The sequence below is a fragment of the Synergistaceae bacterium genome (genome assembly GCA_012521675.1).
Taxonomy (GTDB): domain Bacteria; phylum Synergistota; class Synergistia; order Synergistales; family Aminobacteriaceae; genus JAAYLU01.
Genome location: JAAYLU010000089.1, coordinates 1 through 13,462, shown reverse-complemented (window position 1 = coordinate 13,462; position 13,462 = coordinate 1). Strand labels below are relative to the sequence as shown.

The window sequence follows — 13,462 nt, the reverse complement described above, 5'->3', positions numbered from 1 at the left end:
TTTTACTCACTTGTAGCGTTCCTGCCATACGAACTCCCCTCCCAGGTAGACGGTCACGACCGCCTCCGAGTAGAAGGGGGAATCAAGGGAGATGAACTCCCCTCCATTGACGTTACGCGTGAGAAGAGGTTTCGTCCCCGTCCCGTCGACCATCTCTATCTTCAGAGAGAGAGGCTTGGTCAAAGGCGGCACCTGGTAGCGGATCTTAGCCAATCCAGTGCCGGCGGGCGCGACCCCGGGGGTCGGTGCGGGCGTCTCCGTCTCCGGCGTCGCGGGCTTTCCCGGCGTGACAGGAGCAACCGGCGTGACAGGCACGGGCATCGGGAGCTCTCCGGGCGCAAGGCCTGTCGCTCCCGCCAGTTCAATCTGCTCCGGCGTCATCGGCCGGACGGGACCGACCGGTCCTATCTGGCTGGGGGGAACCCGCGGCTGCTCCACAACCACACCCGTTAAGTCAGGATCGACCGGCACAGGCGGTTGAGTCGGCTCGGGAGTCTTTTTCCTCGAGGTGGCAACCTGGATCACTATCGAGTCACCCTGGCGCACCATGGAACCGGATTTCGGCTTGGTCCCCATAACCATGCCCTCCGGCGTGTGTTGCGTGGCGACGTACTCGACTCCTCCGACTTTCAGCCCGCTCTGCTGAAGTATCTGCCTCGCGGCACTCTCATCGCGCTGGGCTATGTCGGGAACCGGGATTCGCCCATCCTTCGGGACCGGGCCGAGGCTTACAAGAAGGTCCACTTTTCTTTCGCTGTCGATCATGGCGGGAGAGGCGGGATTTTGGGCGATCACAGCGCCGGCCGGGCGAGAATTGTCATGTATTTTGAGGATATCACCGACCGGGAGCCCCTGCTCCTCTATCGCGCGAATGGCCTGTCCCTGCTCAAGGCCCCTGAGATCCGATATGCCTCTCTTGTTTCCGCCCTTGCTCACCTTCAGAATCACGGTCTTGTCCCTTCGGACTTTCGTGCCCGGGTCGGGCCACTGGGCAAGCACCATCCCGGCGGAGACCGAGGAGTCGATCTGCTCGATCCTGACCTCGAGCCCCATCCGCTCGGCGCTCTCCACGGCGTCCAGGACCGACATCTCTCTCAGGGGAGGTATTACAAGGTCCTTGCCCCCGAAAAATACGGTGTAGAAGGCCATGCTTCCTGAGATCAAGATAACCAAAAGCGCCAGGACGATCGCCCAGCGAAGAATTCTTCCCATCAAGAGTCCTTCCCTCCCGATCTTTTTAAAATTGCCGCCATGTAAAAGCCGTCAAGCCACGGCAGTTCGGGCCAAACGTACACTCCCCAAGGCCTTCCTCTTCGAAGGTGCTTCGCCGTAATAGGGAACGGCAGCTCCGTTATAGATAAATCCTCGGACAGGACTTCGGCGACAACACTCTCATTTTCCTCTTTAAGAAGACTACAAGTAGAGTAGACTACAATTCCTCCCGGCGCAAGGAGGGAGACAGCCTTTTTCAGCAAATCTTTTTGCAGAAGCGTTAAAGACCTCAGTTTTTCCGGTGAAAGACGCCATTTCCCCTCGGGGCGCCGACTCCATGTGCCGCTCCCGGAACATGGAGCGTCAAGCGAGATCAATCCGGGAACGATGTTCGGGGTCGAGGTCAGGGCGTCTCCAACTCGAAACACCGGGCGAACCGGCGGCTTCAGCCTTGTCATCTCCCGCTCGGCGGCCGAGACACGCCTGGGGGAGAGCTCCAAGGCCTCTATCGGCGTCCCGGGAAGGAGCTGCGCGAACAGGCCGGTCTTTATTCCCCTCCCGGAGCACATCTCCAGGATAGGCCCCTTCCTGTAGACGCTCTTCGCAGCCTCGCACACTAGCATCGATCCCTCCGACTGCGGAGTGGCCCACCCCTCCGCGAAGCCGGGGAAAGAGGGAGGGAACACAGTGCCGCTCAAGCGCACGCTATAGGGCAGAAGAGGCGATCGCCAGCAGCGAAGACCGGCTTGTCCAGCCCGATCGATGATGGTGTCGATCCTCTCCTCGGGGAAAACCCGGAAGGAGGAGTAGGAGCGAATGCGCGCCAACCTCAAGAGAGTTTTCCCCTCTTCTCCGAATGTATTGCGCCAGATATTCGCAATCCAGAGGGGAATTCCCGCGAAGAGCGCCTGCTCCTTCGCGTTTCCAGACGATCCTATCCTTGCAAGCCTCTCGGCTCCTCCCTCGGAGACTCTGCGCAGCACCGCGTTGAGCAATCGGGCGCCTCGCTCGTCCCCCCCGTCCTTTCGGGCCTGGACCAATGCGTTGACGAGGACTCTTGGGGCAAAATTCCTCAACTCGAGCAACCCCGCTGTGCCCACGCACAGGGAATCCTCCAGCTCCCTGGTGAGGCTGCCCGGAGACCCCCTGTAGAAGGACAGGAATATCTCCCTCCAGAGCTGCTGCCTTCTAAGTGCAGCGTAGACCAGAGAGGAGGCGAGTGTCAAATCTCCGGGGGACATCGAGTCTCCCAGGCGCCGTATGGCCTCGGAGGCAAACCTTCCCTGTCTCACCTGCCCCAAAACTGCCAGCGCTGCCTCGACACCCCTCACGGAGAGACTACCTCCGCTACCCTGGGCGCCCCCATCTTTCTAGTTCGCACGAACACTCCGGCAGGGGAGAAAAAGGTCATGCCGCCGAATGCAACACGCTCCCCGCTTATTTCCACACCCGTTATCTCCATGTCGTCCAGGTTTGACGACACGGTACCCAGGCGCTGCGCGAACAGTCCGGATTTTGATCCGGCGAAACAGACCGCCGCCAGGGTCAATCCCGCCGACACCAAGCCGCCCGCGCCGATGAGTCGGAGCAAGACATAGAGAACCAAAGCCAGCATGGTGTTTGCGAATAAAACGCTTATCCCGCATCTTCGATATGCTGCCAGGGATACTTCACCTCTTTTCAAACGGTCCAGCGCCTCCGTGGCCGCATGAAGAGCGGATTCGGGTCCGATCTTCCCTCTAAGAGAGAAGCCGTCAGCCGTGGGCATCCCCTCGATGTCAAGCTGTCCCATCCCCTCTTCAAGGACGTTTATGGTGGCGTGCATCAGCCCGTGGTTCCGTCGCACCCGCCCGTCGGTCACTGTTTTAAGCAATCTCACCGGCTCGTATATCAGCCAAAGGAATGTCTGAATCGTAAAGCCCAGCGGGATCAGGACATAGAACAGCAGCACGAGCAACAGGAAAAGCCACGGAAAAAGAAAGATTAAAATCAGAAAAAGAAGCAGAGGCATATTTTCCGTCCCTTTCTACCTTGAAGAAGTAGCATAAAGTGGAGCGACCGGGGAAGCCGCTCCACTTTCCCGTTCTTTGCCTTGAAGGTCGTCTGCGAGGCGGGCTATCTTCTGTTGCCTGACATGCCCCTTAGAGCGAGAAGTCTTATCAGCTGGGCAAAAGCCATCACAGTGGCGGCGATGTAGGTCCAAGAGGCCGCGCGCAAGACGGCGCCTGCCCCGCTTATCTCGTCGCTACCCAGCATCCCCGTGTCCGAGAGGATCTTCAAAGCCCTGTTGCTCGCGTCGAACTCGACGGGCAGGGTCACCAGGTGAAACAGGATCACTCCCAGGAAGAGAAAGATCCCTAGGTTCATCAGTGTCTCCCCCCTCAGGAGCAGGCCGATGAAGAAGAGCGGAATGGCCAAGGAGGAGCCAATTCCCACGATGGGGACGATCGAGTTCCGAATCCTCAGGGGCGAGTAGTTCTTGCTGTCCTGGATGGCGTGCCCCACCTCGTGCGCCGCTACGCCGATAGCTGCTATGCTGGTGCTGTCGTGCACTGCGGTTGAAAGGCTGAGGCTCTTGTCCCGCGGGTCGTAATGGTCCGTGAGATTGCCCCGCACCCTTTTGATGGGAACACCTGAAAGCCCGAGCCGGTCGAGCAATTCCCTGGCGACCGCGGAAGCCGTCACTCCTTTGCGCGAAGGAACTTGACTGTAATTTGCAAAGACTGTCTTCACTCTCATCTGCGCCCACATGGCAAGAAAGAGAGCGGGCAGCAAGAATATCATGGTTGAATCGAAGAAAAACGGAAACATGGCCCTCACCTCCGACGCCGCTATTTTTCACTGGCAAGAGATTACCCCGCCAGCCTCACATATCCATCAGTATTTTACACGGTTATACCGGATTGAGCAATAATGGTCAGGACTTTTTACGAAAGAATTGTCCTATCGCTCCGACTATGCGCACCTGCTCATCCAGCGTGAGGCCCGGGAAGACGGGAAGAGCGAGCGTCTCTTCGCTGAGCCGTTCGGACACGGGAAAATCGCCCTTTTTATATCCGAGGAACTCGAAACACCTCTGCAAATGGAGGCTCAGCGGGTAGTACACTCTGCTGGCTATTCCCTCGCTCTCGAGGTGTCTTTGCAGTTCGTTCCGTCTTTCTGCGCGAATTACGTACTGGTGATAAATATGTCGATTCCCCTCCAGCTCACGAGGAATGACCACATGCTCACCCGGTATGTCCTCGGCGAAGAGGGCGAAGTACCTGTCGGCCACCGCTCGCCTCTCCTCGTTCCATTCCTCGAGGTGACGAAGCTTGACCCTCAGTATCGCGGCCTGAAGAGTATCCAGGCGGCTGTTCAGACCGACTTCGTCGTGGAAATACATGGTCGACGCCCCGTGCACCCTTAGTTTTCCCAGGCGCTTCGCGGCCTCGTCGTCCCTGGTGACCACCATGCCTCCGTCTCCGTAACCTCCCAGATTTTTGGTGGGGAAGAAGGAGAAGCATCCCATGCGGCCAACCGCCCCTGCACGCATAAGCCCGCCGCCCGCGAGCCGCGTCGCGCCGAAGGCCTGGGCCGCATCCTCGACGACGGCGATTCCCTTGCTCTCGAATTCATCCATGCACTTTTCAAGGGGCGTCATCTGACCGAAGAGGTGGACCGGCATGAAGGCCTTCGTCCTGGGAGTTATAGCGTCAAGCGCCTTATCAACGTCGATGTTGAACGTATCGGGATCCACGTCTACGAAAACCGGCACGGCACCGAGCCTCACGATGCTGCTCGCCGTCGCGAAGAAGCTGTACGGAGTCGTCAGCACCTCGTCCCCCGGCCCGACGTTAAGGGCCATGAGCGCCAAGACAAGCGCGTCCGTGCCCGATGCACAGGCTATTGCGGAGACATCCCCGAGGTAGCTCTCGCACTCCTCCTCGAAGAGCCCGACCTCCCGTCCAAGGATGAACTGTTGACTTTCCAGCACCGAATCGAGAGCTTCAAGAATCTCCTCTTTGATAGTCCTGTAGTTCCTGACCAAGTCCAATGTCGGGATCCTGTCCGTCATGAGCTGTTATCCTCCCCAATAAGCAGCGGAGCGGGAATAATCCATCGCTCCGTGCGTGTTGTATCTATCCAGCATCATCACCTGTTTCATCGGATTTGTGGCGAAAAAATGCGGACTTCGCCAGAGACAATCATCGGACATATTGTCGCCAGCCTTGGCGACTATTCGTAAGAGACTATTTTATCCAGGCTTATGACCGTCTTTTTTAGATGCAGTTTCATAAGCTCAATGCACTTCTCCTTGTCTTTGTCCTTCAACGCGGCGAGTATGCGCCTGTGGTCGTCGGGAGAAGGCGTCGTCTCCGGCTTGAAAAAGGGGTCGTAGAATACGACGTATGCGTTCGTTCTCGCAAGGATGTTCTCGACGTACTCCACCAGCACCTTGTTGCCGCTCGCATCGGCGACGGTCTTGTGAAAGGCCTCGTTGACCTCGAGGTAGGTCTCCAACTCCTTGTCCTCTATGGCCCTGCTCTCCTCGATGAGCGCCTCTTCGATTCGACGCAGGTGTCGATCGCCGATTTTATCGGCCGCCAGTTCAATAGCAAGACATTCCAGCTGTTCCCGAACAAGGAAAGTATCCTCGATCTCCCTGACAGTTGGGGCTGCAAGACGTGCCCCGCTGTTCGGGATGATCTGGACCAGGCCCTCGCTCGCAAGGCGCCTGAGGGCCTCCCTTACAGGCGTACGGCTGACACCCATCTGGGCAGCGATGTTCACCTCGGGGAGACGCTGTCCCGGCTTGAGTTGTTTTGTAATTATCCTGTGACGAAGCTCCTGGTATGCGTAATCGGCCGAAGTGGTGTATAATCTTGTCTCTCTCAATCTGTGGACCTCCTTAAAATTTTTCCGACAACGACAAATTCGTTGTATAACAGTCTGTATTATACGTCTTGGCGCACCTTATCATATTTGCGACAAAACTACAAGACATATTTAGCCGTTTTTTTTTGGGGATTATCTCGAAAGGATGAGTACGACCTTGCGCACCATTGTCTTGATGCTGTCCGTCAGTTCCGTGCTCTTGTTCAGCTATGCCGTGGCAGGCATGGGAGGTTTTCTATTCGGACGGGGAAGGCTCGATTATATCGCCCTTGGCCTGTTCGGGGGCGGAGGGGCCGCGGCCGCGGCCCTGTGGCTCTGGAGAAGGTGGCTGGTCTCGATCGACCTTGAGGCCTCCAGTGAAGAGGGGACGATTGTCGCGCCTCCCGACGACGGATAGGTTTCAAACGGTCGACCCCCCCGACCATGCCCTTGCGATTCTGGACACGGCCTCCTCCAGCGATTCCTCCGGTACCGCCGCCACTGAGAGGCGTACGGCTGAGACCTTGGTCTTTCTCGGGGCGAATCTCTCACCCGAAGTGACCCTGACACCCTGCCCGCCGGCAAGAATGGCGGCGTGGGCGCCATCCATCCCCGGCACGGGGAGCCAGAGAAAAATCCCCCCCTCGGGCCAAACGACGTTCGAGGCCGGGAAGTAGGCCTTAAGCAACGGGACCAGCCTGTTCATCCTTCCGGACAGCACTCTCCTCGCCCTTTCGACCGCCGCGGCGAGCTTGCCCTCCGCGAGAAAGCGGGTGACTACCGACTGGACAAGTGACGAGACATGCCCCTGGCGAAGGGAGCTGACCTTCAAATAGGTCTCCCTCAAGGAGAGAGGGAGGAGGGTGTATCCAAGCCTCATGCCGGGAAAAAGAGCCTGGCTGAAGGAGCCGATGTAGATTATGCCGGCGCCTTCGTCCATGGCTTTGAGGGCGGAGATGGACTTCTCGCCGTAGCGAAGCTCGCCGTAGCTGTCGTCCTCCAGTATCAGAAACCCGCTCCGTCGACGGGCCGACAGGACTTTTTCCCGCAACTCGTGCGACATAGTGCGTCCCGTGGGATTTTGAAAGCTGGGAATGAGATAGAGGACATCCTTCGGGGTCAGTTTTTCAAGCAACGAAAGAGAGCTCTCGTCCATCAGCGGAACGGTCCTCAGCGGCAACCGCTCGTTTTTTGCGATGCCGGGTATCTCTCCGTAGGTCAGCTCCTCCACCCACAGCCTTGAGATTCCAAGGCATTTCAATGAACGAAAGACCGTAGACAGAGCGTCCTTTCCCCCGGAGGTGACCACCACTTCTTCGGGATGAGCCGGGATCCCCCTCAGCGCCGCATGGTGCAGAAGCTGGCGCCTGAGGGCGGGCTGCCCCTCGACGGGGCTTGTCTCAAGCGCGCTCTCCAGCTCGGGCGACGACATATCCCACAATATCTCGGAAAGACCGGACAGGGGCAGCAGCTCTTTGCAGGGGGACTCGGAGTCGAATCGGAACAGCGCCTCTTCATCCGGAGAGGATTCCTCGCCCTCCAACCTCGGGTTCAAGGCGTACGTGCCGCTCCTCTCGGACTGATGGGCAAGGCCCTTTTCAACCAGGACGGAATATGCCGAGACCACCGTGCTCCTGCTGACCTTCAGCATCCTGGCGAGCTCCCTGGTTCCGGGGAGGCGCTCCCCCGAGGTTATGCTGCCGGAGAGGATCATCTTCTCCAAGTGCTGGGCGAGCTGCAGGTAGAGAACGCCCGAGGAGTAGTTCAGAGGTATTTCCAGAAGCACCCGAATCGCCACCTTTCGCCCTCCCGCGAAAACTCTGGTAAAATACTCGGCGGGAAAACTCCGAGGGAGGTTGGTGCTCCTGAACATCCAGAGGCCCGCGGCGGCGCATGATATCGTTATCTTCGATGTGGACGGAGTCCTAGTCGACACCTCCCGATCGTTTTACGAGGTAATCGTCGAGGCCCTTCGCTGGGCCTGGACAGTGCCGCTCGGGCGGCAGAACGCGGATTCATCCTTCTCGAAGGAGCACTTCACCCTCACCAAGACTCACCCGGCCTTCAACGACGATTACGATATAGCGTGGGCGGCGGCTTGCTGCGCGGCCGCGAACGACAGGGAATCGCTCGCCGAAAGCCTGCCCTCGCCCGAAGAGTGGAGATCCCTGCTCGACGGCTGCTCGAATATGGACGTCCCCTCCTGGGTTAGAAGGTCTTTCGGGGAGCATGTGGACAGGGAGACAGTTCACAGGGTCTGCGACGAGCTCTATTTCGGGGCGGAGACGCGGCTGGAGGGGAGGGTGCTTCCCACACCGAGAACAGGCCTGCAGAGCAACGAGCGCCCCTTGATATCGATGCATTGGAACTCCCTCCCGGTTCCGTCCGGGATCTACACCGGAAGGTCGAGAAGGGAGCTGGTGCCGGCCCTCGAAAGGATCGGCTGGCAGGACTTCCCGCCCCGTATGATCATCACGGCCGACCTGGGGATCACCAAACCGTCCCCCCTGGGATTGAGCTTGCTCTGCGAAGCGGCCGGTGCGTCCAATCCCCTCTTTCTAGGGGACACGGAGAGCGACAGGAAAGCTCTGCGGTCGTTCGGCAGAGGGGTTTTCGCCCTGATCGGCGCCCTGCTGCCGGACGAGCCTATATCGTTCTCCTCTCCGGAGGAGGCCCTCATGCATCACCGCATAATCTGAAGACCCGTCTCCTCTCTTACTGTTTTCTTTTGACCAACCAGCGAAGCACGCCCTCCACGTTGCTCCAAAGCTCAAGGCGGATTTCGGTCGCGATCGAGGAGGCTGTGCTCCATCCGGACAGTCCGGTCTCCGCGCTTTTTGCCGGGTCACTCACGATCCAGAAGGCGCCGGAGGTGTTTCCCGGGTCGACAACTGACGCATAAACCGGAAGGAAACCTCTGATCTTCTCCCCCTTGTTCAACATGATATCCCCTTCGAACGAGGAGGTGGCCTCCACCCTTCCAAGGCCGTTATGCGAAGGCATTTCGTAAACTCCGTTGAACGGGAAGAGCTTGAGTCCTTCGTACCGCTTTTTATTCGGGAGGGAGAAATACTCTCCCAGCAACGGTGTGACACCGCCGTTGATCATGACGGGCTTGGTCGACCTTAAAAACGAAGTGAACCACCTGCGCATGTCCTGCTTGGCGAGGAGGTTCTCGGCGCACAGGAAGCCCGGGGCATGAGGGATGTACAGGGCGTCGAGCCTAGCGCTCGGAAGGGATCCGTCGAGGGGCACGATGGTCGTTTTGCATCCTAGGTATCTAAAGAGAAGCTCCGCGTTGTCTCCCTCGAGGTCATAGTCGGAGTTCGACAGAATGCCGACGTGAATGCCCCCTCCCAGTCCCTTATGAGAGTCCTGCACGGCCCCCCACTTGGTGTTTCTCTTTCCGAAGCCCCACAGGATATCCCACTCCACCTGGTTGATCATTCCCTGTAGCTGCGCGGTAGCGGCCTTTACAGGGAATACGGCCCGGGTACCCATCTCCTTGATGCACAACTCCATCAGAGCGGGGGCTTCCTTTTCGAGCGTCTTCGGAACAAATCCAAGGTTCAGAAGGGGCGTCCTTCGCCCGGCCTCGATCTCCAGCAGCTGATACTCCCTCGGGTTGAAGGCGGAGGAGAACAGCACCGCCGAGGGGCGCATCTCCTGGGAGGAGATCTGCTTCGCCACGCTCTCCAGAACGCGAGACGTCACGGCCGCGGGGTTATCAGCGTACAGCATGAGCACCACCGGGCTCTCGAGCGTTCTTGCTATATCGCCGGGGATCGGACTGACGTTGAAGACCCCTGGTTCCTGTCTCTGTCCGAGGGAGCTGAAGACTATATTAAGCGCGTCAGGGGACGCCGCGACCTGGAACAGGAGCTTCATGTTGCGGTTGCTCCCGCATGCGAACGGGTCGAGAATGGTCGTTTTCTGGCCTGTGACAAGCTCCAGGAGCTTGATGTACCGCTCGTCGCTTCCGGTGCTGAAAAAGCGCACGGGGCGCCCCATGCCCTTCAAGACAGATGCGATCAGTATGCTGGGAGCGATTTTGTCCGCTTTTCTCTCTTCAGCGAAGACTAAACGGGGAATGTGCACCGGTTCCCCTCCTTTTATTTTTGCTTAGTGTATCATATACTGCATATGGTCAGAGTACAAATCCCTTCGGATGATGGAGGTAGAATGTCGATGGCGAAATCTTGGACCGCAATAAAAGATCTCCCGTCCCATATCGAGGAAAAAGTGATTATACGCGGCTGGCTCTACAACATGAGGAGCTCCGGCAAGATTCACTTCCTGCAGCTTCGCGACGGCACTGGATCAGTACAGGGAGTCATGGTGAAAAACGAAGTCCCGGAGGATATCTTCAACACGGCCAAGGGGCTTCGCCTCGAGGCCTCGGTGGAGGTATACGGCTTTGTCAAGAAGGACGACCGGGCCCCGTCGGGGGTCGAGCTCCTGGTGACCGATCTGTGCGTATATCAGAACCCGGTCGACGAGTACCCCCTGGGAAAGAAGGACCACGGGGTGGACTTCCTGCTCGACAACCGCCACCTGTGGCTGAGAAGCAGCCGCCAGCAGGCGATCATGCGCCTGAGAGACCGAGTGATCAGAGCCGCGCGCGAGTACCTGCAGCAGAACGACTTTCTGCTGATCGACAGCCCCATCATAAGTGGCGCAGCGGGAGAGGGGGCGTCAGGCCTCTTCGAACTCGACTACTTCGAGCAGAAGGCTTACCTGGCCCAGACAGGGCAGCTCTACGCCGAGGCCGCGGCCGCGGCGTTCGGCAAGGTCTACTGCTTCGGCCCGACATTCAGGGCGGAGAAGTCAAAGACCAGGAGGCACCTGACAGAGTTCTGGATGCTTGAACCGGAGGTCGCCTTCTACGACCACGAGGACAACATGGAGCTCCAGGAGGGGCTCGTCTGCCACATAGTCTCCGAGTCGTTGAGACACTGCCGCCCCGAGCTCGCCATTCTGGAACGCGACGTCTCGAAGCTGGAGAACGTGAAGGCCCCCTTCTATCACCTTCAGTACGACGAGGCAATGGAGATGCTGCACGAGCTCGGCAGCCGGACCCCTTACGGCGAGGACTTCGGAAACGAGGACGAGACCATACTCACCCAGCAGTTCGACAAGCCGGTCTTCGTCGAGTGCTACCCCAAAAAAATCAAGGCCTTCTACATGAAGGAGCACCCGACGAACCCCGACCTCGTCCTATGCGATGACCTGCTCGCGCCCGAGGGCTACGGGGAGATAATCGGCGGCTCCCAGAGGGAGGACGACTACGACAGGCTGCTCTCCCGGATCAGGGAAGAGGGGCTTCCGGAGGAGGCGTACGACTGGTACCTGGACCTGCGCAAGTTCGGCACCTTCATACACAGCGGCTTCGGCCTGGGAATAGAGAGGCTGGTGGCATGGATAGGGGGGCTGCAGCACATACGAGAGGCGATCCCCTGGCCTCGCACCATCTACAGGCTCAAGCCCTGATCAAACCGATCATGAAATAAAAAAAGCGGCCCGTCGGGCCGCTTTTTTGCCATAGGCTGATCGAGGAGCGATCTCTACAGGAACACGCCTCTCATGCGGACCGCGTCCGCGACCCTCTGGATCGCAGCCATGAAGGCCGCGCGGCGCATCTTGACGTTCTTTTCCTTGGCGTAGGCCCAGACGAGCTGGAAGTTGTCCTTCATGATGCGAATGAGCCTCTCGTTGTACTCCTCCTCCGTCCAGAAGAAACCGCTGAGGTTTTGGCACCACTCGAAGTAGGAGCCGATGACCCCGCCGGAGTTGGCCAGGAAGTCGGGGACGACGAACACGCCCTTCTTGTCGAGGATCGCGTCTCCCTCGGGGGTGATCGGGCCGTTGGCCGCCTCGACTATGTACTTCGCCCTCACCTTGTCGGCGTTCTCCCCGGTGATGACTCCCTCGAGCGCACACGGCATGAAGATGTCGCACTCCGCGTAGATGGCCTCGTTGAGGTCCAGTTTCTGGCAGCCGTCGCAGGTGAAGCCCTCGAGCAGCTTCTTGGGGTGATTCTGCGCGTGCTCCATGGCCTTCTTGATGTCGAGCCCGTTCGGGGCGTAGTAGGTTCCGGTGATATCGCTGATGGCCACGACCTTCGCGCCGGCGTTTACCATTGTAAGGGCTGCATAGGTCCCGACGTTGCCGAATCCCTGGATGGAGACCTTGATCGTTGAGGGATCGAGGTTCAGATTCTTCAGAAGCTCGAGAGCGCAGGTCGCCACTCCGTACCCGGTGGCCGCCGTGCGTCCCTTGGATCCCCACATGCCGACGGGCTTGCCGGTGAAGACCGCCGGATCGAGCCTATTGTGGATCTTGCTCAGGGTGTCGATGAACCACATCATCTCCGGTCCGCTGGTTCCGACGTCAGGCGCGGGCACGTCGGTCCACGAGCCGATCACGGGTGCCATTCGGGCCGCCCACGTGCGGGCCACTCTCTCCTTCTCCTTCTTCGAGAGCTGGAGAGGATCACAGTCGACGCCGCCCTTTCCGCCCCCGTAGGGGATACCGGCGAGCGAGCACTTCCAGGTCATCATCATCGCGAGCGCCTCGCACTCGTCGAGGCAGACATCCTGGTGGAAGCGGACGCCGCCCTTGCCCGGGCCGATCGCGGCCGAGTGAAGCACCCGGTAACCGTTGAACACCTTTACAGAGCCATCGTCCATCTCGACCGGGATGGCGACGGCGGTCCTGCGCTCGGAGTGGCTGAGAATGTCGATGAGATCATCGCTCAGGCCCATCTCCTCAGCGGCTGCGTAGAAGTTTTTCAGTGCGGTGTCGAGAAGGACGTTAGAGGAAGTACGCTTTTCAGCAGACATGAAACACACCTCCTGTAGAATTACGGCTTTTGCCGTTTGAGACCACGTAAATATCATAACACTCTTTTTCCAAAGAACAAGCGACTAATGGAAATACACCGTAATTATCCTGAATACCTTTGCCTAAAACAAACATTCCGATATCGAATAGTTCTCCGCCCGATTATCCCCTGCAACACCCTTCCCCGTCGCTGTCAAGCAGGACACCCGCGATCATCAGGTACGAGGACCACGGCAGCCCCCTTTGCACCACGGCGACCTCGTCGTTGACGAACTCGATGAAGGAGGGGACCCAGAGGATCACCCCGTCCTGCTCTATCCTCGTGTACTCGGCCTCCGCCGAAGGCCTGCCGTCCTCTATGCGGACGACCCTCCTGGCGCTTCAGCCCATTCCCAAGGTCCTCTGAACGGCGTGAACCTCCCCCATCTTCCTCAGTTTCTCCATCACCTTCTCATCCGCTGCGATCCTCAAGCTCCCCATATTTTTTCTCCCCTTCCGTCAATAAACCCCGAACCCCTGGGAGCGGGCCAGCCGTAGGAAATCCTCGGGC

General features: G+C 58.7%; 13 protein-coding genes. 3 read left to right on the top strand and 10 right to left on the bottom strand.

The window, feature by feature from the left end; genetic code table 11:
* Positions 1-6: 6 nt before the first annotated feature.
* The 6 genes from GX181_08520 to GX181_08495 form a co-directional block, all read right to left on the bottom strand.
* Positions 7-1,212: a PASTA domain-containing protein gene (locus tag GX181_08520; GenBank protein ID NLM71984.1), complete on the bottom strand. Its 1,206-nt coding sequence runs from the start codon at positions 1,210-1,212 to the stop codon at positions 7-9.
* Entirely contained in the window at positions 1,212-2,543 is a 1,332-nt protein-coding gene (locus GX181_08515) for an RNA methyltransferase (GenBank protein ID NLM71983.1), read from the bottom strand. Before GX181_08515 ends, GX181_08520 begins: the two co-directional genes overlap by 1 nt.
* Positions 2,540-3,223: a hypothetical protein gene (locus tag GX181_08510; protein NLM71982.1), complete on the bottom strand. Its 684-nt coding sequence runs from the start codon at positions 3,221-3,223 to the stop codon at positions 2,540-2,542. The genes GX181_08515 and GX181_08510 overlap by 4 nt, the downstream gene beginning before the upstream one ends.
* Before the next feature lie 104 nt (positions 3,224-3,327).
* A complete protein-coding gene (locus tag GX181_08505; GenBank protein NLM71981.1) occupies positions 3,328-4,023 on the bottom strand; it encodes a zinc metallopeptidase in 696 nt (231 codons plus the stop codon).
* 106 nt (positions 4,024-4,129) lie between these two features.
* On the bottom strand, positions 4,130-5,269 hold the full coding sequence (locus GX181_08500) for a DegT/DnrJ/EryC1/StrS family aminotransferase (protein NLM71980.1): 1,140 nt from the start codon (positions 5,267-5,269) through the stop codon (positions 4,130-4,132).
* Positions 5,270-5,430: 161 nt separating this feature from the next.
* Entirely contained in the window at positions 5,431-6,090 is a 660-nt protein-coding gene (locus GX181_08495) for a GntR family transcriptional regulator (GenBank protein NLM71979.1), read from the bottom strand.
* 157 nt (positions 6,091-6,247) lie between these two features.
* On the opposite strand from GX181_08495, the gene GX181_08490 reads away from it, so the two are divergent.
* Positions 6,248-6,487 carry a hypothetical protein gene (locus tag GX181_08490; GenBank protein NLM71978.1) on the top strand — a complete coding sequence of 80 codons (240 nt, stop codon included), beginning with the start codon at positions 6,248-6,250 and terminating at the stop codon, positions 6,485-6,487.
* A 3-nt stretch (positions 6,488-6,490) separates the two neighbouring features.
* Here GX181_08490 and GX181_08485 read toward each other — a convergent pair whose 3' ends face one another.
* A complete protein-coding gene (locus GX181_08485) occupies positions 6,491-7,867 on the bottom strand; it encodes a PLP-dependent aminotransferase family protein (protein ID NLM71977.1) in 1,377 nt (458 codons plus the stop codon).
* Between the two features lie 58 nt (positions 7,868-7,925).
* On the opposite strand from GX181_08485, the gene GX181_08480 reads away from it, so the two are divergent.
* Positions 7,926-8,768: an HAD family hydrolase gene (locus tag GX181_08480; GenBank protein NLM71976.1), complete on the top strand. Its 843-nt coding sequence runs from the start codon at positions 7,926-7,928 to the stop codon at positions 8,766-8,768.
* Between the two features lie 16 nt (positions 8,769-8,784).
* Here GX181_08480 and GX181_08475 read toward each other — a convergent pair whose 3' ends face one another.
* On the bottom strand, positions 8,785-10,167 hold the full coding sequence (locus GX181_08475; protein ID NLM71975.1) for a hypothetical protein: 1,383 nt from the start codon (positions 10,165-10,167) through the stop codon (positions 8,785-8,787).
* A gap of 90 nt (positions 10,168-10,257) precedes the next feature.
* Here GX181_08475 and asnS point away from each other — a divergent pair, with 90 nt between their 5' ends.
* On the top strand, positions 10,258-11,559 hold the full coding sequence (asnS, locus tag GX181_08470) for an asparagine--tRNA ligase (GenBank protein ID NLM71974.1): 1,302 nt from the start codon (positions 10,258-10,260) through the stop codon (positions 11,557-11,559).
* A 74-nt stretch (positions 11,560-11,633) separates the two neighbouring features.
* Here the strand turns inward: asnS and GX181_08465 are convergent, their stop codons facing one another.
* Positions 11,634-12,911 carry a Glu/Leu/Phe/Val dehydrogenase gene (locus GX181_08465; GenBank protein ID NLM71973.1) on the bottom strand — a complete coding sequence of 426 codons (1,278 nt, stop codon included), beginning with the start codon at positions 12,909-12,911 and terminating at the stop codon, positions 11,634-11,636.
* Between the two features lie 163 nt (positions 12,912-13,074).
* Complete coding sequence (locus tag GX181_08460; protein NLM71972.1) at positions 13,075-13,215, bottom strand: hypothetical protein; 141 nt, start codon at positions 13,213-13,215, stop codon at positions 13,075-13,077.
* Between the last annotated feature and the right edge of the window lie 247 nt (positions 13,216-13,462).

Excerpts from the sequence above, each read along its gene's own strand:
- GX181_08520 (NLM71984.1), bottom strand. The coding sequence starts at position 1,212 with ATGGGAAGAATTCTTCGCTGGGCGATCGTCCTGGCGCTTTTGGTTATC.
- GX181_08510 (NLM71982.1), bottom strand. The coding sequence starts at position 3,223 with ATGCCTCTGCTTCTTTTTCTGATTTTAATCTTTCTTTTTCCGTGGCTT.
- GX181_08505 (NLM71981.1), bottom strand. The coding sequence starts at position 4,023 with ATGTTTCCGTTTTTCTTCGATTCAACCATGATATTCTTGCTGCCCGCT.
- GX181_08500 (NLM71980.1), bottom strand. The coding sequence starts at position 5,269 with ATGACGGACAGGATCCCGACATTGGACTTGGTCAGGAACTACAGGACT.
- asnS (NLM71974.1), top strand. The coding sequence starts at position 10,258 with ATGGCGAAATCTTGGACCGCAATAAAAGATCTCCCGTCCCATATCGAG.
- GX181_08465 (NLM71973.1), bottom strand. The coding sequence starts at position 12,911 with ATGTCTGCTGAAAAGCGTACTTCCTCTAACGTCCTTCTCGACACCGCA.